This window comes from Paenibacillus sp. J22R160 (assembly GCF_059692135.1).
Genome location: NZ_JCAUAU010000023.1, coordinates 15357 through 39016, shown reverse-complemented (window position 1 = coordinate 39016; position 23660 = coordinate 15357). Strand labels below are relative to the sequence as shown.

Sequence of the window (23660 nt, the reverse complement as noted above, 5' to 3'; positions counted from 1 at the left end):
TCAGTCATTTTCACGATGGTGCCTCAAGCTGAAATCATAATACAGCAACATTTTATCGTAATCAGGCAAAACATATCGCGTTTGGGTTTTGTTAAGCTATCTTTAAGGATGGGGCGTTTCGGACGCTTCGAAAGGATTCAAGGCAACGCGTGTTGTCGTGCTCAAAAATCTATGTTGACAAGGAGTCATTATGAGAACTCACAAAGATGGGGAAAATAAGGAGCTCAAATTATGGTATCGGGAGCCTGCTAAGCAGTGGACGGAAGCGTTGCCGGTAGGAAACGGCCGATTAGGCGGAATGATTTTTGGCCAGGTCAAGGAGGAGAAGATTCAGCTTAACGAAGACTCCATCTGGTACGGCGGGTCGAAAGATGGGGAAAACCCGGATGCGCTCCAGCAGCTCCCTCACATTCGCAAGCTGCTTTTTGACGGGGACGTGGAGAAAGCGACCTATCTAGCGAGGATGTCCATGTTTTCCTCACCCAAATATTATAATCCGTACCAGCCTCTTGGGGAGATGAAGCTGTTTTTCACTGATTTGAAGGGGGACACGCACTCCTATCTTCGTGAATTGGACTTGCAGACAGGTATAGCTCGAGTAGCCTTCAATATTGGTGATGCGACTTATAGCAGGGAAATATTCACAAGCTATCCGGATCAGGTAATGGCGATTCATATGACTTGCAGCAAGCCTGGCGGTCTAACCTTCTGTGTGAATTTGAACCGGCGTCCTTATGAAGGGGACAGTTATGCAAGGACTTCGGACAGCATTGTGATGAATGGAGAATGCGGCAAAGACGGTGTTTCATTTAGCGGAGTGCTTAAAGCGAAGGCTTCTGACGGCGTTATTCAGACGATTGGCGATTTTATTTCCGTAGAAGGCGCTTCTGAAGTGACGCTTTTGTTTGCGGCTAACAGTACCTTCCGAGAGGCTGATCCTGAGGCAGCCTGCTTGCGTCAGCTTGAGAAAGCAGAAGCCTACGCGTATTCGGAGCTAAAACAAAGGCACATTGACGATTACCAAACGTTATTTGACCGTGTTCAATTTAGCTTGTCTGCTTCGAATGAGGAGGAGCCATTGGCAACGGACGTACTAATGAAAGCCGTCGTAGAGGGGAGCTCGAAGCATAGAAAGATGCTGGCTGAGTTATACTTTCAGTATGGCCGCTATTTGACCATTGCGAGTTCCCGTCCTGGCAGTCTTCCATCCAATTTGCAAGGGATCTGGAATGATAGCTTCACACCTCCGTGGGAGTCTAAATATACGATTAACATTAATACGCAAATGAATTATTGGCCGGTTGAGGTCTGCGGATTATCGGAGTGCCATGAACCGCTGTTTGACCTCGTTGAAAGAATGAGAGTCAAAGGGAGAATAACGGCGAAGACGCTTTACGGATGCGGAGGATTCGTCGCCCATCACAATACGAATATATGGGCCGAAACCCGTCCTGAGGGCATTCTCGCAACCAGCGTCCTTTGGCCGATGGGTGCAGCGTGGCTAAGCCTTCATCTATGGGAACACTATGCTTATACAGGGAATAAGGAATTCTTACGTGAGCGGGCGTATCCTATTTTAAAAGAAGCAGCAGAGTTTTTCATGGATTATTTAACGGAGGCCCCAGATGGAACGTGGGTAACAGGACCTTCTATTTCTCCGGAAAACAGTTTCCTATTGCCCAATGGGCTCCGAGGTACTTTGTGCATGGGACCTTCCATGGATTCACAGATCGTTCATGCCTTGTTCGAAGCTTGCATAAACAGCAGCCATCTGTTGAATTGCGATGAATCGTTTCGTGATCAATTGGCGGACCGGATGGGGAAACTTCCACAGCCGCAGATCGGAGCTAATGGCCAGTTAATGGAATGGATGGAGGAATACGTGGAAGCTGAACCTGGTCATCGGCACATCTCCCATCTATTCGCGCTTCATCCTGGCAGACAGATTGACATTCATACAACGCCGGAACTTGCCGAAGCCGCAAAGATGACTCTGCAAAGCAGACTGTCTAACGGGGGAGGACATACGGGTTGGAGCTGCGCTTGGATCATTAACATGTTCGCACGGCTCGGAGATGGTGACTCTGCGCTGGCTTATGTGTTGAATCTATTTGAGAAATCAACGTATCCGAACTTATTTGACGCACATCCGCCGTTTCAGATTGACGGGAACTTCGGAGCGACGGCAGGTATAGCCGAGATGCTGCTCCAGAGTCACATGGGCGAGCTTAATCTGCTGCCAGCTCTTCCTGGAGATTGGGATCTAGGCTCCATCAAAGGCTTGAGAGCGCAGGGCGGTTATGTTGTTGATCTGGCTTGGGAAAAAGGGCAATTAAACGAGGCGACGATTCAGGCATCACGGGATGATAGTTGCACGATTCGCGCCTCATTGCCGATTGTCGTTGTTTTGAACGATCAGGAGATCGCCCGTTCCAATGGGGAACAGTTAACGAGCTTCAAGGTGCAGCCAGGCAGCGTTTATCGAGTAATTGCACAATAAAGTGTTAACACAAACACAACACCATTGTTAAAAAACACATTCCTCATCAATCCAAGGAAGGGTAAGATGTAGGTATCCAGTTCCGACGGATAATTATGATAGAGAATGGGGCAGAAACGAATGAAAAAAGGGATGGTTATCGCATTAACCCTGGTTTTGACAGCTGGCGCACTTTCGGGCTGTGGTGACGGAGCAACGAATCCAAAGTCTGGCGATACAGCCAAAAAAGATGAAGTTCAAAAGTTTTCCATGTCCATGACGACAAGCGGTTTCAAATATGCGGAGCAAACAGCAGATGTAAATAAGGAAAAATGGGTGAAAAAGCTGGAGGAGCTTACGCATGTAGATCTTGACCTCCGCATGATTCCGCTCAAGGATTTTGACCAAAAAATGTCGCTGATGTTTGCTTCCAATGATATTCCGGATGTGGTCCAAAATGTTGGGGGCGCTACGACCAAAGGGATGTCAGGCTCCGTAGAAGCCGGGGTGTTCATGCCTTTGGACGATTTGCTGAAGCAGTATGCTCCAAACATAATGAAAGCGGTCCCAAAGGAAGCGTGGCAAGAAACCAGCTTTAACGGCAAAATCTACGGTATTCCATCGTGGCTTTCCAATCCTTCCCGCCGTGCGACCTTCATTAGAGCGGATCTGCTTGCAAAAACAGGATTGCCTGCACCGAAAACGGTTGATGAATTTATGACGCTGATGCGAGCGCTGAAAGCCAACGGGGTAGAGAACCCGTATCAAATGCGCGAAAACTTCAAGTACGCAGATACGATTCTAGGAGCTTACGATGTGCTTCCTGCTCAATTCGAAGTCAAGGGAGATCAAGTCGTACCGAAATTCTTCGATGTGGAGAACATGACCAAAGCGCTTCAAACCTTTAAAACGATGTTTGACGAAGGATTAATTCCGAAAGATTTCGCATCTATCAGCGCGACCGATTATAATAAGAATATCGAAGCTGGTAAGGTAGGTATGTGGTCAGCTAATGCCCAAAGCTTGTCTGGTTACCGCAATAAATTGAAGAACCTCGTGCCAGATGGGAAAATTGAGATCATATCATCTCCTCGCGGACCGGAAAACGTCGGTGGACATTTCCTCTATTCCAGTGTAGGTACTTCCTATTACATTAATAACAAGGCTTCGAAGGAGAAAGCGATCCAGATTATTCAATTCTTTGAATGGATGCTAACTCCGGAAGCTGAGAAATATTTCTCATTCGGTATCGAAGGAGAGACTTATACAACCGAGAATGGCAATATCAAATTCACTCCTCCAACGGAAACTTCAGCTATTGAAGAGGATCAGTTCCGCGGTATGTTCTGGTTTGTACACGATCTAGTCTACAATAAAGCCAAAGAAGAGATGTCTGCGGACGGACGCGACATGATCAAGTATTTAGATACGATTGTTTCCAAAGAAGGTTTGGGTTCTATCCGGTTTGTACCGCAGCTTGAATCATTCTCGAAGTACCCGGATGTAGCTCCTGCCGGCGATGATGTAGGACCTAAATTAATTATTGATCATATGATTAAAATGATTTACGGCAAGGAACCAATCTCAGATTGGCCGAAAGTGATTGAGGAGTACAAAACGAAAGGCGGCAACGATATCCTGAAAGAAGCGACTGAGCGTTACAAGAAGGGCAATGGGGCTATCGTTTCCAAAAACATAAACTAATTTCAATGCAAAGAAAAAAGATTTGTCCCCGCAATCGGCGGACAAGTCTCTTTTTTCTTAGGCGTATTATGTTCGATAAACGTTAGAGGTGGGGGCTTGACAACATGAGACTGTTAATTGTAGATGATGAACCGGTAATTCGCAGCGGCTTGATGATGATGGCACAGAGCTATACCCATAAGTTTCAACAAATTGAAACCGCGGTAAACGGGCTTGATGCTCTGGAGCAAATGACTCGGTTCGAACCAGACCTGCTTCTAACGGATATTCGAATGCCCAGAATGGACGGCTTAGAGCTATGCCGAAACGTATACGAGAAATACCCTCATATTCTGATGGTCGTTGTTTCAGGTTATAGTGATTTTGATTATGCGCAAAAGTGTCTGTCGTACGGGGTCAAGCACTATTTGCTAAAACCGGTTACACCGCCGGACCTCCATGATGTATTTGATATCATTATGAAATCGCAATCACAAGGATATATACCTGTTTCCCGTTATGTAGAATGGGTTGAACGGATAGAAAACAGCATTTGGCTGCTGCAGGAGGAGGAATTGCTGAAGATTATGGAGGAGTGGAAAGAACATTGCTCCCACTTGTCTGCGCCTCAGCTGAAGGGTCAGCTCAACGATGCGGCCGTATTGCTGCACAAGCAATTTCAAGAGAAAAATCGCGTGGTCAGCGCTGATTTAACCGAGGACTTCCGTTCCTCTTCGAAGGCGGAGCTTTTTAAGGAGTTTGAGGAGCGTCTGCAAACCGTTATGATGGATATTTTGGTTGTGCGCCGCGGCAATTTCAAGGACCCTATGGAGGAAGCCAAAACCTATATCGATAATCATTTGTCGGTGGATATTTCTTTGAAAGAAGTAGCGGATAGGGTAGGGATTACCCCGAATTATTTCAGCACTTTGTTCAAGAAAATGAGCAATGAAACGTTCATCAGCTACCGGATTAATAAAAGAATGGACAAGGCTCGCGAGCTGTTGGCGATTCCACATAAGCGAACTGTGGATATAGCGGCAGAAGTAGGATACGACGATTACCCCCATTTTACAAAAACATTTAAGAAAGTCTTTGGTATTTCACCCTCGGATTATCGGGAATCGCTGGGGATGAAATGAAAAAATTAAATTTATATCCTAAGCTATTTCTATCCTATTTTGTTGTTATTATGATTTCTTTGACTAGTGTCGGTGTGTTTTCCTACTGGAGTTCATCCAATGAACTTGATCAAATCGTGGAGAAGCAGCTGACACAGGTGGTAGGAAATGCAGCGCACCATACGGATCTGTATATCCGAAGCTATGAGCGGTCCATGGTTTCCTTGCTAAGCAGCAACTATGTCAAACGGTTCATTGATCTGCCTGAGGGAGAAACTGGCTACCCCTATTATGAGGTGAGGAAGCTCATTAAGGAGCTTATCATTGAGCCGGCGTTTGCTCGAAATCCAGAAATTTCCAATATCTATATGATTAGCTTTAATCAAAATGCGATGTATTTTTATAATGATTCCGTTGGCGGATCGTTCAATCAGCAAGAAGCGCAGCAACAGTTGGCATTTTTCAAAGCAAATACGAAGCCGGATGGCAGCTTAAGTGTACTGAACCATAGTATTCTGTCTGGACAACAAAATATAACACTGGTCCGGCAGATTCGTGGGCTTTCCTCTACGGAGCCCAAAGGGATCCTTGTGGTGGAGTTACGGGCGGCCGAGCTATCAGAGCTGTGGAAAGGCATAGACTTGGGGGAAGATGGCTACTTTTTCATTGCCGATGATAATGGCAAGTATGTGTATCAGCCAGATACAGAAAAGACAACCGCGGAATTGCCCGAGTCTATACGGAGTCAGGTGCTAGAGGCCGGTCCTCACGCTTTCATGGCGGCAATCGATGATAAGCCGCAGATGTTCATGAGCCGCCGATCAACCTATGGCAATTGGCGGCTGGTCGTTGCGATGTCGGTGGAGGAGCTGCGCAAACCGAGCGATACAATTCGGACAACAACGATCGTTGTCGGATGTTTTACACTGGGCATCGCGCTATGGATAGCCTTCCGATTCGGAAGATCGATCACAGGGCCGATACGTATCTTGCGAAGTGCCATGCGTCAAACCGAACAGGGGAATTGGGTCCAAATTCCGCTTCCGGAGCATCGGGATGAGATCGCAGAGCTGATGAGCCGGTACAATCTCATGGTGACTCGCCTTTCAGAGCTGGTAGATAAGGTCTACCAAGCCGAGCTAAGCGATCAGAAGAGCCAGATGGAACGCCAAAAGGCAGAGCTGCAATCTTTACAGCTGCAGATTAATCCTCATTTTTTATATAACACACTAGAAACGATTGTTTGCTATGCGGTCATTAGGGATTCGAAGGAGATCTATGAAATTGTCAAAGCGCTTGCTTACATGCTGCGGTATTCCGTGCAGACCAATCTGGAAGAAATAACAGTATCGAATGAACTAAAACATGTCATGTTCTATCTTGTGGTTCTTAAGCATCGCATCGGACGGGAGTTTGAAGTCGATGTTAGCATTCATCCCGATTATTTGCTCAACAATATGGTTCGCTTAACGCTGCAACCGCTGATTGAAAATGCCTTTCAGCATGCTTTTGCGGATGGTGTGGAGGATTATCATTCTATTCGTATCGATGCTGGTGAGGATGAAGATAAGTTCTGGGTTAGCGTTGAAGATAACGGCCTTGGCATTAACGAAGCTAGGTTGGAGGAGCTGCGTGAGAAACTGCATACGAACCAGCTTGCGGATAAAGAGAATGATGCTTCGAAAGGGATTGGCGGTATCGGTATTGTCAATGTCCATCGGCGAATTCAGATGGTGTTTGGCGAGCAGTATGGCTTGCAGATCGAGAGTGAAGTGGAGAAGGGAACCAAGTTGATCATGGTGATGCCTACTTCAGCTCGGAGTTAAGATGGTTGAGATAACGATAGGTAGATAACTGGAATATCTTGTGTGAACCTTGCCGCTGGCAAGGTTTTTTTATGTTCAGATTGTTGAAAAACACACCTAGAAATGAAGTTTCTCCATGGTTTCACTAGGAAGCCCATAGTATGATGAGTCCATTAAACATTCAGATGGAAAGAAAGGAAAGACGACCATGGCTTCAAAGACAGATTCAGCAGGACAGACGGTATATACATTTGCATCGAGAAAAGCGAAAAGAGCTTTTGTCATGAAACATTGGCCTTTATACGTGATTTCTATTCCGGGGCTTATTTATTTTGTCATTTTTAAATATATTCCCTTGCTCGGTTCGTCTATTGCCTTTCAGAACTACAATATTTTCAAAGGAATAACCGGTAGTCCATGGGTCGGCTTGGAACACTTTAAACGGATGTTCGCTTATGATGAATTCCTTACCATTTTAAAAAACACCCTATTGATCGGCATGTACGATTTGCTCTTTGCCTTTCCCATACCGATTATCCTCGCGCTGCTGTTAAATGAAATTCGATTCAATGGGTATAAAAGAGTGCTGCAAACGGTCATCTACATGCCGCATTTTCTGTCCTGGGTCATTGTAGGCGGGATTGTGATCGGAATTCTTTCGCCGACTACAGGCATTTTCAACCACGTCCTAGGCTTGTTCCATATCGAACCCATTTATTTTCTTGGTGAAAATAGCTACATCCGATCAATTCTGATCACCTCAGGGATTTGGAAGGACAGCGGATGGGGAACAATCATTTATTTGGCCGCTATCGCGGGCATTAACCCAGATCTCTATGAGGCAGCTGAAATCGACGGAGCGGGCAAGTTTCGCCAGGTGATATCGATTACACTTCCGTCCATTGTGCCTACCATTACAATTTTGTTCTTATTGCATATTGGAAGCTTTCTGGATTTCGGGTTTGAAAGGGTCTACGTTTTCCTGAACTCGCTTAACAGTGAGAACGGTCAAATCCTTGATACTTACGTTTACCGCGCTGGTCTTATAGACCGTCAATACAGCTATACAACAGCAATTGGACTCTTCAAATCGGTTATTGGCTTATTACTTATTATGCTTGGCAACACGCTGAGTAAAAGAACGACTGGCAACGGCTTGTACTAACATGAGTTCAGTCAAAAGGAGGAAGAGGGAACGTGATTTTAACAAAAGGACAGCGCGCATTTCAGTTATTTAATATGATTTTACTGCTTGTAATCGGCCTAACGATGTTTCTTCCGATCTTGAATGTGATTTCGCAGTCATTTAGCGATGCAGTTGCAATTAACAGCGGAAACGTAGGGTTCTGGCCTGTTGGTTTTACGCTCGAAAATTATCACATGATTCTGAAGGACCCTTCCATCTGGATCTCATTCCGAAACAGCGTCATCATTACGGTGTTCGGTACATTGATTAATTTAATAGCAACGGCTAGCTTAGCGTATCCTTTGTCACGAGCTGAATATATTTACAGGAAGCCAGCGCTTTTACTGGTCCTGTTCACAATGATTTTCCATGCGCCACTTATTCCCAACTACCTGCTTCTCAAAAATCTGCACATGCTCGACACACTGTGGGTCTTGATCATTCCAGGCGCAATTAGTGCCTACAACTTGTTCGTCATGCGGTCTTTCTTTATGACTCTGCCTACGGAGATGTTTGATTCTGCCAAAATGGACGGATGCGGCGAGTTCCGCATGATCTGGAGTGTCGTACTCCCGTTATCGAAGCCGGTTATGGCTACGATGGGAATCATGTACGCCGTCGGCAACTGGAATATGTATTCGCAAGCTATTTACTACATTAGCAGCAGGTCGCTGATTCCCCTGCAGGTGCGGCTGCGTGAAATTGTCATCACGGATAACTTGGGCTCGGCCGACGTATCCTCGGAATTGCTGCTGTCCGTTTCACCGGAAGGACTGAAAATGGCGGTAATCGTCATCGCAACGATTCCGATTATGCTGGTGTACCCATTCCTTCAAAAGCACTTTATTAAAGGCATGATGGTTGGTTCGATTAAATCTTAATAGCTATAAAAGAAGAAACACCAATCAATCTCGTAGATGTCTACGGTTGCTTGGTGTTTCTATTCATGTTTGGCGATTACTGGTCTGAAGACTCATCGCTATCTGCATCCGATTGTGCTTTGGACGGAAGTCCATTGGCACTCCGGATCAGCGAAAAGTATTGATCAGCGCGTACGACTTGATACTCCGGTCCAAGCGCTTCTGTCATCTCGGCGACATCCGTAGGTGTCATGCTCCAAGCTAACAGCCCGATGGAGACGAACAGCGGTGATTTGCCATCCCAGTTCGCTTTGGCTTCATCAAGAAGCTTTTTGCCATCTGGAACGGAACCGATGCCATGAATGGTTGACAGTGGAAGGCCGTTCTGAATTTGAACGCCGGAATGACTTTCCCAGCTCAAGAAAAGTCCTGGAGCTTTATAATACCGCTGGTAAGCGGCAGCCTTGGAATCGCTAAGCGGCACGTTTTCATTGGCTACCCTGTTCAAGATGTACGGAACCGTCATACCGGTCTTCTTGAGATACGAGTTCGTTTGTTTCAAGAAATCCGGGAATGTGGATTCTGGCCAAGGAGTCGGGTAAAAGTATCCAGCCCCGGAAGGCCCAGCAATGAGCAGGTCGTTCGCCGTTGCGGTCGACTGATAATAGTTTAGAATGGCTGGTGCGCCATCATAGAGCAGTGGACTCGACGTCCAGTTAATCGGTACTTTACCGCGATTCGGGTCATCCCAGAGGATTCGCATCCGATGCTGGTTGTATTGGAAATTGTCGCCTTCACTGAACGTATAGGTGACATATATTTTATTTTCCAATGGAGGTGCAGCAAGCGGTTTGGCTTTAACAGGTTCGGCTCTGGTCCCGGAGAAGACGGTCAGGTTGCTGAACCAGTCCGCTGCTAGCACATAAACACTGTGTCTGGACGTGATTTCGACGGAGCTAAATTCTCCTTCGACATCATTGCTGAACCAGCCTAGATAAGGAGAACCGGGCTCTACGTCGGATAATATTTTCTCAAAGAGCGTTTTCTGTGCCGGCACGTTCGAGTCTAGCCAGAAGACCATTGCTTTATTCGCAACGGCATAGTCACGGAGATAACCATAAGGTTCCTTAACCTCAGAGGATGGCGGCTGTACATTGCCAGCTGAAACTTTGTACTGGTTCCACATGTCGACGGAAGCGGTTATTTGCTTCGTACCCGCAGGCGGAGTGAACTTATACACGAAGTAGCGGTCGTTATCGGCGAAACGGTGTCCGCCATTGCCCGAAGATACTTGGGAATTCTGGCGATCGAAAAGGAACGGTTCTTCTTGTGTTGTACCTGGGATGAACTGGGCGATAGTCTGCCCGTCTGCCTTGACCGTCACATCATGAACCGCAGGACCCCAGCCGTCTTGTGCAAAAGCGTCGTCGAAGCGCAAATACACGGACTCTTTCCCGAGATAAGAAGTTAAATCGAAATCGTACGTCTTCCGGTTGTTACCATCACGTTCCTGTGTAGTATCCTGCCCGATGGTCTGGAAGGAAGCTGGAAGACCTGGCGGGATCTTGACGGACGTGTTCGGGCTGAGTCCAACCAACATCCGGTGCGACGTTTGGTTCCACAGATGCTCATACTGCCATGTATAGGCATCCAAACGGTCCTTGAATTTTCCTTGCAAATCCTCAAGTACCTTAAGTTTGTAAGGAGCTGCTTTCAATTGTTCCGCCAACTGCGGGCTGGCTACAACACCGTTTTTCAATCCAGCGAGCGTGGTTGCGACGTTGATGGAATCAGGGACCTGCGGATCGTAAACGATGATGCCTTTAATCTCATTGGCATATTTCTTCACGATTTGCCAGTAATCATCTTGGTGGTAAGGGACTTGCAGATTATTCAGCCAAGTCTTCTCGCCTTCTTCTTTATTTTCAATCAGGTAGATTCGCGGTTGTTCACGGTTCACAATTCCTTGTAAGGTGGCCATAAGGATTTTGATATCCCCAGGCGCGTCATAGACATCCGCAACATCCAATCGACCTACTTTGGCAAAAGTAGGAAGTTCCTGCTGCTTTGGCCAAACGATTGAATCTGAATGCTCTTTTGAATACTCTTTTGAATCTGAAGAAGCAGATGCATGTAATGGCAAAGATAACGTAAATAACAAAGCAATACTCATCTTTAGCAGCTTTCGATTCACGATTGCACACCTCATCTCATTTTATTTGTTGTAAATATTGTTTTGCGCCTTTCCTTGTTCACCTCCTCGAACAACTTAAATACCATATTTAATATATTTAATAAGGTTTTATTGGTCAATCCTTTCGACAAAACCTCCGGATATCTAACATTACTTCCTATGATTCCACATGAAAAGTAAATCAACAAAGGCATCAATCACGAAATATCATGTAATTGCTTGTAATGATGAATAATAAAAAACAATTGAACAAACTGACATATATGATATATTATAAATATAGCAAATTAGTTGAAACAATGAAGGATGGTGCAGTCTATGCCTCACGAAACGATCAGCCTAGGTCGGCTTAAACAAACATTGCATAAGATTGAAAAACAAATTTACTCGCCTGTAGCTGATCTGTCGGTAACCGCTTATGTGACCAAAGAGCCAGTTTCCTATAAGGAGAAAAAGGCGGGAATTCCAATTAAGCTGAAGCCTGGGGACAAATGGGGGGAGCTTTGGGATTGCGCATGGTTTCATTTTCAAGGGGAGATACCAGCTTCGGCTGCCGGAAGTAAAGTGGTTCTGCTCATTGATATCAATGGAGAGCTATGTCTCTTTGATGAAGAGGGGACGCCCACACAGGGGCTCACGAATGTGAACTCGGAATTTGACCTTTCCCTTGGCTTGCCTGGCAAACGCGTTGTTCCGATTTCCGCGAATGCACATGGCGACGAAACGATTAATATTTGGGGCGATGCCGGCTGCAATGACTTATTTGGCCATTACCGAAGCGGGACGCTAAAAGAGGCTCATGTTGCCATTTGTTCGGAAGAAACGAGACAGCTCTATTATGACTACGAGGTTTTATTGGAACTAGGGGCACACATGGAGGAGCATTCGGCCAGAAAACATCGCATTTTGCAGGCGCTTTACGATGTGCACCTTTTGTTAGTGGAAATAAATGAAGAAACGGTCAAGAAAGCCCGTGATATTCTAGGCGTTGAATTAACCAAACGTGGAGGAGATCCAACGCTGTCAATCAGCGCGGTCGGCCACGCACATATCGACCTCGCATGGTTATGGCCAATTAGGGAAACGAAGCGCAAAGGAGCCCGCACGTTCGCGACGGTTTTGCGGATGATGGAACAGTATCCCGATTATGTGTTCGGCGCCAGCCAGCCTCAATTATATGTATGGATCAAAGAAGAGCATCCAAAGCTGTATGAGCAAATTAAGCAGCGCATAGCGGAAGGCCGGTGGGAGGTTCAAGGCGGCATGTGGGTGGAGCCGGATTCTAATATTTCCGGTGGCGAAGCTTTGGTACGGCAAATATTATATGGAAAGCGTTTTTTTCAGCAGGAGTTTGGCAAAGATATGAAAATTTTGTGGGTGCCTGATATTTTTGGCTATAGTGCTGCTCTGCCGCAGCTGCTGCAAAAGTCGGGGATGACCTATATGATGACGCAGAAGCTTTCTTGGAGCGTTTATAACGACCACCCTCATCACACCTTTATGTGGGAGGGGCTGGACGGGAGCCGTGTGCTGACACACCTGCCTCCGGAGGATACCTATAATGGACCTGCTGCGCCGCGATCGATTCTGAAAGCGGAACGAGAATACGCAGATAAAAATGTCTCCGATCACAGCCTGCTTTTATTCGGCATCGGCGATGGGGGAGGGGGGCCAGGCGAAGAACATCTGGAGCGCTTGAAGCGTGAAAAGAATTTACAAGGGCTTGCCCCGGTCAAGCAAGAACCCGCTTTGACCTTTTTTGAGAAGCTGGAGCTTGGCAGTCAGCGGTATAAAACTTGGAAAGGCGAGTTATACCTGGAGAAGCATCAAGGCACGCTCACAAGTCAAGCCAGAAATAAACGATATAACCGCAAAATTGAAAAGGCGCTTCGCGAGCTTGAATTTGCTGCGGCGCTCAATCTGCAGCATGCATCGCCTTACCCGAGCAAGGAGCTGGATGAGATTTGGAAAGAAGTGCTGTTATACCAGTTTCACGATATTTTACCTGGATCATCGATTAAGCGTGTATATGACGAATCGCTGGAGAGATACGAAATCTTGTTAAACCGCGTTCAGGAACTCATTCACTCTACTTATGTGAAATTAGCAAAACGGATAGATACTTCCCGGGAAAAGCAACCGGTCGTTATCTTCAATTCACTCCCTTGGGAGCGTAAAGAATGGCTGCATATCCAAGGGAGCTGGATGCAAGCCACGGTACCATCCATGGGATATCGGACGATGGATATGGCAGAGGCGGCCGTTTGGAATTTGAACGCGCTAAGCGCAAATCGCGATGCGTTGGAAAACGAACTTGTGCGGGTGGAGTTCGACCTGAACGGGAGCATCAGCTCAGTCTTCGACAAAGCATTGGGGAAAGAAATCATCGCTGCCGGCAGCAAAGCGAACGTATTGGCCGTTTATCATGACGATGGAGACGCATGGGATTTTCCAGCGGATTATACACACATGCAGGCGGGTGCGATGAAACTGACGGCTGCTAAGGCTTATGTTGACGGGCCGCGAGCGGTCGTTGAGCAGCAATATGCTTATGGTAAATCAACATTGACTCAAACCATCATTGTGACATCGGGCAGCAAGAGGGTCGACTTTGAGAGCAAAGTGGATTGGCAGGAAGACGGTAAAATGCTTCGTTCTTCATTCCCGGTTCAGGTCTATACCGAGCACGTTAATTGCGAAATCCAATTCGGTCATCTGAAACGTCAGACACACCGAAATACGCTTTGGGATTTTGCCAAGGACGAAATTTGTGCCCATCAGTGGATTGATCTATCCGCACCGGATTACGGTGTAGCGCTGTTAAATGACAGCAAATATGGATTCAGCGCCCGGGGGAACGTAATGGACATTCATCTGCTGCGCAGTCCTTCGTATCCGGATCCGACATGCGATAGAGCTAGGCATGAATTCGCCTATGCGCTTCTTCCGCACCAAGGGGATTTCGTAAGCTCAGAAGTGTATAAACAAGGTTATGAATTCAATGTGCCGCTTCAAACGATCCCAGTTCAGGCGAAAGCAGGCGACCTGGCAGCAGAAAATGCTTTTTTCACGCTCCAGTCTTCTCAAGTGATGATCGAGGCCGTCAAAAAAGCAGAGGATCGGAACTCTCTGATCATCAGGCTTTATGAAGCATCGGGATCACACGTAACGACTGATTTAGGCATTGCTATACCGTACGAAAACGCGATGCTCGTTGATCTGATGGAAAACGAACTGGAGCAGCTTTCCAGCCATAACCATGCGCTTCAGCTTCACTTCACGCCGTTTGAAATCAAGACGATTGAACTGGCAGGGCTTAGCAAGTAATTCTATCAAACGAGCTTAGATGGAAAGGCACTTTGGCCTTCTGTCTAAGCTTTACTTGTTCTTGACCGTAATGACATATTTGATATAATTAAAATAATCTAAATAGGTTGGGGGCGCGGTCGACGTTGCAAAATGAGAGACAGCCGCTATATATACAAATACAAACGTATTTTAAATCGCTGATTGGATCGGGGAAGCTGTCTGAAAATGACAAAATTCCGTCGGAAAAAGAGCTTATGGAGCAGTTCGACGTCAGTAGAATTACGGTGGCCAACGCTTTGACCGAAATGGCTAAAGAAGGCTGGATTTACCGGATTCCAGGGCGGGGAAGCTTCATCAATCAAGGTGTGCAATCGTTAATCGAACAGCAAAAATCGGATGCGAAACCTGAAGAGACTTTGGCTGCTTCATCAGGGACCAGCAGTTTCTCGCGCCGTAAGATGATCGGTTTTATTATTCCGTCCATGGAAGACTTTTTCGCCATTCGCTTGGTTCAAGGGATCAATAAGGTGTTGGCGGATTCGGAATATTACCCGCTTATTTTGTACACTTACAATTCCATTGAGCGTGAAAAAGAAGGGATAGCCGAACTGGTTCAAAAAGGAGCTGTCGGTCTCATCATTTTCCCGTCAGATGCGGAAAACTATAATGAAGAGATTTTGACTTTAAAAGTGCGTCAGTATCCGTTTGTGTTGGTAGATCGTTATTTTCCTGGCGTAGAGACGAACTATGTATGCTCCAATGGGTTCCTTGGCGCGCAGTTAGCGGTAGATCACCTCTGGGAGCTTGGACATCGGGACATTGCTATATGCTCCGACTCGCCGCTGCCGACGTTTACGGTGGAGGACCGGATATCCGGATACATGGATGCCCTGAAGAAAAAAGGCGCCTTGATTAATCCGGCTTTAATATTGACTGAATTCCATGTCGATTACAACAATCTGGAGGAAGACCAACATGCGTTGTACAGATATGTGAAGAACCGGATGGCGACCGCTTTTATTACCCTAAACGGGAAGCTCGGTCTGCATATCGCTTCAATAGCGAAGCGCTTGAATCAGCGGGTGCCCGAAGATATCTCGATTCTTACGTTTGATGATCCTTCACCGGGCTTTGATGAGTTCAATTATTTCACGTATGTCGCCCAGTCTGAAGAGGAGATGGGGGTACAGGCTGCCAAAATATTGCTCAATCAAATCGAAGCGCCTGTTAAATCTGCGGTGCTATATAACAAGAGGGTGTTGAAGCCTCAGTTGGTCGTCAGGCAAACGACGGGGCCAAAACCCGAATAACAAAGAAAAGGCTGTCCCAAAAGTTCAAAAAAGAGTCTCTGCCTCGGCCATTTGATAACTTTTGGAACAGCTTCTTTTGTCTGCGGAGCGAAGGTTCGTACACCTTCGCTGCGCGCCATTGACTGACACAGTCAGGGCGGTCAAGATCCGCTTGCCGCGTTAAGCAAATTTAATATTTAACGGGAAATCCTTCCGTTAATTCAAGCGAGTCCTGGCTTAGAAAGTCAATTAACAGGAAAAACTCCCGTTAATTTGCTCCTACAACCCTGCTTCCTTGCTCAATCGTCCACATTAACAGGAGAAATTCCATCTATTCATCTTTTAGCTGCGTTACTCCACTGAATAGCGGGAGAATTTCCCGTTAATCTGAAGAGGCTGTCCCGAAAGTTCAAGAAAAGGGCTCTCCCTCGGTCATTTGATGACTTTTGGGACAGCCTTTTTTTACCCTCGGATGTAACGGATTTCAATATGATCTAAATGACATATTGAACATAGATAATACATACCGTATAATACGAAGACGATGAGAAACATAATGGCCAAAAGACCCATATAAGCCAAGGGGGATTGACATACTTGAAGCTGCATAAGAAGCTGATGCTCGTTTATATGGTAACGATTTTGCTTCCAATCGTAGGGTTAACCAATTACTTTCTTAACCATACGTCTGATTTGATCATTCGATATGTCTCCGACTCTTATCAGAAAATACTAAGTCAGTCGAGCAACGGCATTTATTACAACATCCGTTTCTACGAAAGTATTCTTGATAATTTGACTGTTTCGGACGCCGTACAGAATGTGCTGACGAAACAGGAGGATTATAGGGAAAAAGGCGTCATCATCATGAACCGGGAAATCAATAGAGCGGTTCGCTTTGTTCAAACGTATCAGGCGACGGATGTCGAGAGTATCGAGTTTTTTTCAATCTCCCCAGATGTAATGTCGGATGGCGTCTATTTGTTTCCTGTTGACAGATTGCAGCGTATTTTAGGCATGAACGAAATTCCTGATACAAAATTTTGGATGCTGGAGCAGTCGGATGCCACATATTATTATGCGCTGGTGCGTCCGATCTATAGCATTGGCGAGTTCAAGAAAATTGGATATATCAAGCTTACAATCCAAATCCCATCCATCACGAATGTGCAAGAAACGTCGGAGGATAGGACCGACACGAGCGGAAGACTGATTATTGCCGACAGCAAGGGGATTGTGATGTACCATCCCGATAACGAAAAGCTCGGCCAGTTGCTTCCTCAAGAAATCATCGAACAGACCAGCGAAGATCTCAGATCTGAATCCGAGCTTAGTTTTAAGATCCAAGAAACCGATTACGTGATGTGGTATCGGAAACTGCAGAACGTCGATTGGACGATGTATCTTTTGGTTCCGAAAGAGATGATTCAATCTAAAGTGAATGAAATGCGGCAAACGATATTGACGGTTAGCATTATCAGCGCCATTATTTTTTCATTCCTGACTTTGCTCATCACCCGTCAGCTGACACGCGGGATCCGCCGTCTCCATGCCAAGGTTTCCCGTGCCGGAAGGGGCGTGCTGTCCACGAACCGCAGGGTTCGCGTGAAAGGGGATGAAGTCGATGAATTGGATCGCAACTTTGACAATATGCTGGATAATTTAAGGGATCTTATTCACCAAAATTATGTAGAGAAATTGGACAAACGGGAAATGGAGCTTAACTTTCTGCAAGCCCAGATTAACCCTCATTTTCTGTACAATACGCTGGATGCGATTAAGAACGAAATCGATATGGATGAAAAGGAGACGGCCATTGGCATGGTGGTAGCATTAGCCGACCTCTTTCGGATTTCGGTTTCCAAAGGAAGCAACACGATTCGTTTCGAGGAAGAAATTTACCATGCGAAATGCTATTTGCGGATTCTGGAAATCCGTTTCGGCGTCAAATATACGGTGAACTGGATCATTGATCCCGGTATTCCGGGGCTATACACCCTGAAAATTATTCTGCAGCCGCTCCTGGAAAACGCTATTCAACATGGGCTGAAAGGGATATCCGACGGTAATGTTACGGTAATAGGCGAGTTGAAGGAACATGCGGTCTTATTTACGATTCGAGATAATGGTGTCGGATTGACAAAAACACAGGTGGAAGCACTTTTCGCGAATGATTCAACCCGTAAAGGAATTGGTCTCAGCAATGTGAGCAACCGGATTCGGATGTATTTTGGAAATGAGTATGGTCTGACCTTGAAGTCAGAGCCAGGTCATGGGACGGAAGTTGTCCTTACACTGCCGATCTTGGAGGGGGTTAAACATGTATAAACTGCTTATCGTGGAAGACGAATTATCTACACGCAAGTGGTTCGCTAAAGTCATCGATTGGGAGCAGATCGGCTTTGAAGTCATCGCGATTAAGGAGGACGGGCAGCAAGCCTGGGATTTCTTGCAGCAAGGAATGGATGTAGATGTGGTCATGACGGATATCCGGATGCCGAACATGGATGGATTGGAGCTTGCGCAGCGAATCCGCTCGCTGCCGGGCAAACCTGTGGAAATCGTCGTGTTGAGCGGTTTTGGAGAGTTTGAGTACGCACAGCAGGCTATAAAGCTCGGGGTACGGGATTACTTGCTGAAGCCCGCAACAAAAGAGCAGCTTACGGAAATTTTTGAGACGGTTGCCTTGAGACTCGACGAACGTCACTTGCAATCAAGTAAGATTATTTTCGCTGATCAGATGAAGAAGGAAAAGGAAACGCTGGAAAAAGCTTATTTCTACGAACGGTGGCTCGTCCGCAAAGAAACGCAGTTGACGCCAGAGCCATGGCTTGAACCATCAAAGATGCAATTTCATCATAACGCTTGTTCTTTTCTTGTGCTCGTTGCTGAAATCGATGATTATGTCAAATTCACAGAGCTTTACAACGATGAAGACCAGAAACTGTGCCGATTCATCGTTCATAATATTTTGGGCGAAATTGCACAAATCCATGGTGTTATCGATTCCGTGCTGCTGGCTCCAAATCGGTACATGTTTCTTATGAATGGCGATGCGGCAAGCGGAGAGGAGAACAAAGGACTTCGGACAGGGCATGCTTTTCAATCGGCCTTGAATACCTATTTACGGCTATTTGAAGTCCGAATTTCCATTGGGTGCAGCATGGCGTTCATGAACGTGTCCGATGCTCCTGTAGCTTATGAACAAGCCGTCAAAGCCTTGGAATATAAATTTTTCACGGGGAAAGGAACGGTCCATACATTTAGCTCTCACTTGCAGAAACAAAATGAAAACTATTACCCTATCGATCTTGAGAAGATGCTGATCACTTCTTTCAAGCAAAATGATGAACAAGAGGGTTACGCTTGCTTTGACGAATTCGTGCATAGTTTGTGCAGGAACGGAGGATCGGCCGATGCGATCCGTTTCGCAGTAGGAGAGATGTTGGTCAGCCTGTTCAGACAGCTGAGGGAAGTCAAGTCACTTCCTGTATCCAGTGAGATCATGGAATCTTTCATCGAAGAAATCCGCCTTCTGGAAACCTACGTGGAGCTTGTCGAGAAGGCTAAGGAGTTGATTCGGTTTATGGTGCAAACGATCGCGATCGAAGGCTTATCGCTTTCACCGGTGGCCAAAGGCATCGAATATATGAAGCTCAAATTAGGGAGGGATATATCGCTCCAAGAGATCTCCGATTATGTAGGGATTAGCCCTTCTTATTTTAGCAGCTTATTTAAGCAGGAAAAAGGTCACAATTTCGTAGATTTCCTAGTCAGGCTGCGTATGGAGAAAAGCTTGGAACTGCTTGAGCGAACAAGTCTGACGGTAGCTCAAATCGGTGAAGAGGTGGGTTATCAGAGTTATCGCTATTTTACCAAAGTATTCAAGGATTATTACCGGATGACGCCAACGCAATTCAGAGAAAAACTCAAGCGTGCGTAACCGCTGAATTTACCGAAAAAAGTGATACCTCATCGTAATTATTTGGACTTTCGAGCAGGCATCCGCCGGCGGTATGATACAGGTAGGAACGAAACCAAGAGCAAGCCCCAGAAGGAGGTAGAGCGCTTACATTGGAATCATTAACTAATTCTGTAACTGATACTAAGCGCCAGACAGCATCGTTGTTCAAGCGATTGCTGTGGAAGCGCATCTGGCAGCATAAGGTGTTCTACTTGTTCATGCTCCCAGGCATCGTTTGGTTCTTCATTTTTTCCTACGTTCCTCTTTACGGTATTCAAGTGGCTTTCCGTAATTTTACGTTTAACGGGGGGTTCACCGGAAGTCCCTGGGCCGGCTTGAAATATTTCCGCCAGTTTTTTGATTACTATCAATCAACCGAGCTCATCAGGAACACAATAGTTATCAGTCTGATGAAACTGCTCATCGGATTCCCGATGCCAATTATTCTTGCAATACTCTTAAATGAAGTACGCCGGCTAAAATTCAAAAAAGTGATTCAAACGCTCTCTTATTTGCCGTATTTCGTTTCCTGGGTTGTCGTCGTGACACTGATGCAGCGTCTCCTGACCCCTTACGGAGGACCGATGAATGACTTGCTCGCATCACTGGGCATGGAGCGAATCCAATTTCTCTACAATACAACCTGGTTTTATCAAATGATCGTTGGTTCAGATATTTGGAAAAATATCGGCTGGAACTCCATTATTTATATGGCTGCCATTGCCGGGATCGATCAGCAGCTTTACGAAGCGGCGAAGATCGACGGTGCAAATCGCTTTCGGCAGATGTGGCATGTAACCATACCTGGTATCCGCAATATCGCCGTTATCCTGTTCATACTTTCAGTCGGAGGATTAATGAGCGCCGGCTACGAGCAGCTGCTTCTCTTGAATGGCCCGGCAACGGCACGAATCGGCAGCGTACTTGACGTACATGTCATCAGCTCCGGTATTAGTGGAGGCCGGCTCAGCTATGCGGCGGCAGTAGGATTATTTCAAAGCATAATCGGTCTCGTCCTGATTCTCGTTGTCAATCGTATAGCGAGGAAATACAGCGACGTATCCCTTTTTTAAGGAAGTGTTTAGATGAATCGCCATGTTTCCTTGTTCAGCATTGTCAATTATCTGGTTCTAGCGCTAATAGGTTTTTCAATGATTTACCCGTTCATTTACATCCTCGTGTACTCACTGAATGAAGGCAGTGATTCCATGCAGGGCGCTCTGTACTTCTGGCCACGTCAGTTTACACTGGATAACTATGTACAAGTGTTTGATAATCCCCGAATATGGCAGGCTTATAAGATCACATTGATGCGCACCATATTTGGCACAGCCCTGCACGTGTTACTATGCACCCTTATGGCTTATGCGCTGTCGAAGAAAACATTGCCTGGAAGAACATTCTTCACATTCTACATCTTTCTGCCGACGATTTTCAGCGCGGGATTTATTCCCTACTTCATCACCTTACAGAAGCTCCATTTGATCAACACGTTCTGGGTGTTCATCATTCCGATGCTGTTTAACTTCATGCACATCGTTATCATCCGGACATTTCTGCAAGGAATACCGGAAGAACTGGACGAATCAGCCCGCATTGACGGGTACGGCGATTTCATGATCTTTCTGAAAATCATTTTGCCGTTATCCGGTCCGGTGTTAGCCACGATCAGTTTGTTCATCGGTGTCGCCCATTGGAACGATTGGTTCTCGGGAGCCTATTACGTATCTAACAAAAATTTAATTCCCGTCCAAACGCTCTTGCAGCAAATGCTGACTGAAGCTGAAGCGCTATCGAATTCGATGCAGCGTGCTGCCCAACAGGGAGGACAAACGATTAGCGCAAGTCCTGCTGGTTCCACACCCGAATCGCTGCGGATGGCGCTGCTGGTCATCACGGTATTCCCGATTTTGTGTGTGTATCCATTTTTACAGAAATATTTCGTCAAGGGCGTTATGTTAGGTTCCGTCAAGGGATAATCGCTCTCCAGATTGGGGGCTTATCATATAAAAATGAAGGAGGGTTTTCATGAAAAAATGGTGGTCGAAAGGTGCTTCTGTGTTGTTAGCTGTATCGGTAACTGGTAGCTTGATTGGCTGTACCCAGAATGAAGAACCGTCTGCAAGCCCAAATTCTTCTGCAGCACCTTCAAGCAAGAAAGAGGTTACGCTCAAAATTTTAAATAACTGGAATGGCTCTAGCGGTTCAGAAAGTGATATGAATGCTGTTGCCAAGGTGATCAAAGAGAAAACGGGTGTCACCGTTCAGATGGAGTACACCAAAGGCAGCGAAGTTGAGAAAGTCAACACGATCTTCGCAACCCAAGACCTTCCAGATATCTATACGGGTCCGGCGTGGGGCGGCGAGCTCGATGGCATCATTAAAGCTGCCAAAGAAGGCCAATTGGTCGACCTTTCTGGCAAGTTAGCCAATTATCCGAACCTTTCCAAAGAAGTTGCCAAAGAAAACGTATCGCCAGCCCTTTACGAAAAAGCAATTGATGCCTATGGAGGTAAACAATATTTGCTGTATCAGAACCATCCAGCAACCGATAAAGACGCCATGGATTGGCTTTACGGGTTCTATGTGCGTAAGGACATCGCAGATAAAGTAGGCGTCGATCCTAAGTCCGTCAAAACGAAGGATGACTTCTATAACTTCCTGAAAAAGATTAAAGACGCAGGACTGAAAGAAAGCGGACAACCCGTTATCCCGCTCGGCGGATTCCATAACGGCTGGGCTGTCAACATCGGTGACACGATGTTTATGGGCACGGGCTTTTTGGATAAAGGAGACGGTACACTAGAAAACAATTTCTTTACAAAAGCCTATGAAGATTATACTTTATACTATCGCAAATTGATTTCTCAAGGTTTGCTTGACCCTGAAGCGTTTACACAAACGGATCCGATTGCTAATGAAAAAGTAAAACAAGGCCGTGTAGCTGTGTTGGCAGCCCACTATCCTGCTATTCTTGATGCTTCAAAAGATTATGTTCAAGCACATCCTGGCAATGATTATGTTCCAGTCGGTCCACTCGAAAGAGCAGGTGCCGAAGCTAATCGTCCAGTTGATCTTGGCGTGCAAGGCAACAACGTGACCGTTATCACCAAACAAGCGAAAGATGTGGATGCGGCTCTTCGTCTTCTAGATTTCTTAGCTTCCGATGAAGGATTTTTGCTAACACGCTATGGCGTTCAAGGCGTTCATTGGGATAATGTGAATGGAAAACCGACAGCGAAGAAGGAATGGTTTGATAAGTTTGTCAATGACAAGACCGGAAAGTTGAAAAAGAACGAAGGTATCGGCGTAGGCTATGAAAATATGACGGGGTTGGATCGCATCAATTCCAAGGGCGCCGGGGATATCTGGGCTGACCAAAATCGTTTGGCATCGCTGGAAAAAGCGCGTAAAGTTCTTCGACCTAACGGCATTAAAGTCATCACAGCTTACAACCCATTGGACGTCATTACGAAGTCTCCGAAGTGGGAGTCACTAAAGCCGTCTATGGATAAAACAAGCGATGCTTGGAAGGAAGCGATTTTCGCCAAATCCGATGAAGCCGCACTGAAGATCTTGAACGATTTGCGAGGTCAAATGGAAAAAACAGGTTATCGGGAAGCGATCAAATTCACAAACGATAATCTGAAAGGCAAAGAAGTGCTGAAGTTCCAAATGCCTAACTAACTCAAACTCATAAAAGCGGCCGTTCCGGCAGCGAACAGCGGGAGGGGGTCATAACTCTCCCTTTATTCATTTCCGTGCCGGGG

The 23660-nt window shown here is 46.1% G+C and carries 14 protein-coding genes; 13 read left to right on the top strand and 1 reads right to left on the bottom strand.

Annotation, left to right across the window (positions count from 1 at the left end; all coding sequences use genetic code 11):
* Positions 1 to 190: 190 nt before the first annotated feature.
* The 6 genes from AC58UW_RS28570 to AC58UW_RS28545 all read left to right on the top strand — a co-directional run bounded on the left by AC58UW_RS28570 (position 191) and on the right by AC58UW_RS28545 (position 9155).
* Positions 191 to 2500, top strand: a complete 2310-nt coding sequence (locus AC58UW_RS28570; protein WP_497423951.1) for a glycoside hydrolase family 95 protein — start codon at positions 191 to 193, stop codon at positions 2498 to 2500.
* A 120-nt stretch (positions 2501 to 2620) separates the two neighbouring features.
* The gene (locus AC58UW_RS28565; protein WP_497423950.1) at positions 2621 to 4183 is read left to right on the top strand and encodes an extracellular solute-binding protein; all 1563 of its coding nucleotides are present in this window, start codon (positions 2621 to 2623) and stop codon (positions 4181 to 4183) included.
* 104 nt (positions 4184 to 4287) lie between these two features.
* On the top strand, positions 4288 to 5304 hold the full coding sequence (locus tag AC58UW_RS28560) for a response regulator (protein WP_497423949.1): 1017 nt from the start codon (positions 4288 to 4290) through the stop codon (positions 5302 to 5304).
* Positions 5301 to 7109: a cache domain-containing sensor histidine kinase gene (locus AC58UW_RS28555; protein ID WP_497423948.1), complete on the top strand. Its 1809-nt coding sequence runs from the start codon at positions 5301 to 5303 to the stop codon at positions 7107 to 7109. Before AC58UW_RS28560 ends, AC58UW_RS28555 begins: the two co-directional genes overlap by 4 nt.
* 187 nt (positions 7110 to 7296) lie before the next feature.
* Positions 7297 to 8253, top strand: coding sequence for an ABC transporter permease (locus AC58UW_RS28550; RefSeq protein WP_497423947.1), 957 nt, complete (start codon positions 7297 to 7299; stop codon positions 8251 to 8253).
* A 74-nt stretch (positions 8254 to 8327) separates the two neighbouring features.
* On the top strand, positions 8328 to 9155 hold the full coding sequence (locus tag AC58UW_RS28545; RefSeq protein WP_497424000.1) for a carbohydrate ABC transporter permease: 828 nt from the start codon (positions 8328 to 8330) through the stop codon (positions 9153 to 9155).
* Positions 9156 to 9231: 76 nt separating this feature from the next.
* Here AC58UW_RS28545 and AC58UW_RS28540 read toward each other — a convergent pair whose 3' ends face one another.
* Positions 9232 to 11328: a GxGYxYP domain-containing protein gene (locus tag AC58UW_RS28540; protein WP_497423946.1), complete on the bottom strand. Its 2097-nt coding sequence runs from the start codon at positions 11326 to 11328 to the stop codon at positions 9232 to 9234.
* Between the two features lie 318 nt (positions 11329 to 11646).
* On the opposite strand from AC58UW_RS28540, the gene AC58UW_RS28535 reads away from it, so the two are divergent.
* The 7 genes from AC58UW_RS28535 (at position 11647) to AC58UW_RS28505 (ending at position 23577) form a co-directional block, all read left to right on the top strand.
* The gene (locus tag AC58UW_RS28535; RefSeq protein WP_497423945.1) at positions 11647 to 14655 is read left to right on the top strand and encodes an alpha-mannosidase; all 3009 of its coding nucleotides are present in this window, start codon (positions 11647 to 11649) and stop codon (positions 14653 to 14655) included.
* Between the two features lie 125 nt (positions 14656 to 14780).
* The gene (locus tag AC58UW_RS28530) at positions 14781 to 15947 is read left to right on the top strand and encodes a GntR family transcriptional regulator (protein ID WP_497423944.1); all 1167 of its coding nucleotides are present in this window, start codon (positions 14781 to 14783) and stop codon (positions 15945 to 15947) included.
* Positions 15948 to 16523: 576 nt separating this feature from the next.
* Entirely contained in the window at positions 16524 to 18254 is a 1731-nt protein-coding gene (locus AC58UW_RS28525) for a sensor histidine kinase (RefSeq protein ID WP_497423943.1), read from the top strand.
* Positions 18247 to 19869, top strand: coding sequence for a response regulator transcription factor (locus tag AC58UW_RS28520; protein ID WP_497423942.1), 1623 nt, complete (start codon positions 18247 to 18249; stop codon positions 19867 to 19869). The genes AC58UW_RS28525 and AC58UW_RS28520 overlap by 8 nt, the downstream gene beginning before the upstream one ends.
* A 131-nt stretch (positions 19870 to 20000) precedes the next feature.
* Positions 20001 to 20963: an ABC transporter permease gene (locus AC58UW_RS28515; protein ID WP_497423941.1), complete on the top strand. Its 963-nt coding sequence runs from the start codon at positions 20001 to 20003 to the stop codon at positions 20961 to 20963.
* Between the two features lie 12 nt (positions 20964 to 20975).
* A complete protein-coding gene (locus tag AC58UW_RS28510) occupies positions 20976 to 21869 on the top strand; it encodes a carbohydrate ABC transporter permease (protein WP_497423940.1) in 894 nt (297 codons plus the stop codon).
* 49 nt (positions 21870 to 21918) lie between these two features.
* A complete protein-coding gene (locus tag AC58UW_RS28505; RefSeq protein WP_497423939.1) occupies positions 21919 to 23577 on the top strand; it encodes an extracellular solute-binding protein in 1659 nt (552 codons plus the stop codon).
* Positions 23578 to 23660: the final 83 nt, after the last annotated feature.

Coding starts and splice junctions, on each gene's coding strand:
- AC58UW_RS28570 (WP_497423951.1), top strand. CDS start 191: ATGAGAACTCACAAAGATGGGGAAAATAAGGAGCTCAAATTATGGTAT.
- AC58UW_RS28565 (WP_497423950.1), top strand. CDS start 2,621: ATGAAAAAAGGGATGGTTATCGCATTAACCCTGGTTTTGACAGCTGGC.
- AC58UW_RS28560 (WP_497423949.1), top strand. CDS start 4,288: ATGAGACTGTTAATTGTAGATGATGAACCGGTAATTCGCAGCGGCTTG.
- AC58UW_RS28555 (WP_497423948.1), top strand. CDS start 5,301: ATGAAAAAATTAAATTTATATCCTAAGCTATTTCTATCCTATTTTGTT.
- AC58UW_RS28550 (WP_497423947.1), top strand. CDS start 7,297: ATGGCTTCAAAGACAGATTCAGCAGGACAGACGGTATATACATTTGCA.
- AC58UW_RS28545 (WP_497424000.1), top strand. CDS start 8,328: ATGATTTTACTGCTTGTAATCGGCCTAACGATGTTTCTTCCGATCTTG.
- AC58UW_RS28535 (WP_497423945.1), top strand. CDS start 11,647: ATGCCTCACGAAACGATCAGCCTAGGTCGGCTTAAACAAACATTGCAT.
- AC58UW_RS28520 (WP_497423942.1), top strand. CDS start 18,247: ATGTATAAACTGCTTATCGTGGAAGACGAATTATCTACACGCAAGTGG.
- AC58UW_RS28510 (WP_497423940.1), top strand. CDS start 20,976: ATGAATCGCCATGTTTCCTTGTTCAGCATTGTCAATTATCTGGTTCTA.
- AC58UW_RS28505 (WP_497423939.1), top strand. CDS start 21,919: ATGAAAAAATGGTGGTCGAAAGGTGCTTCTGTGTTGTTAGCTGTATCG.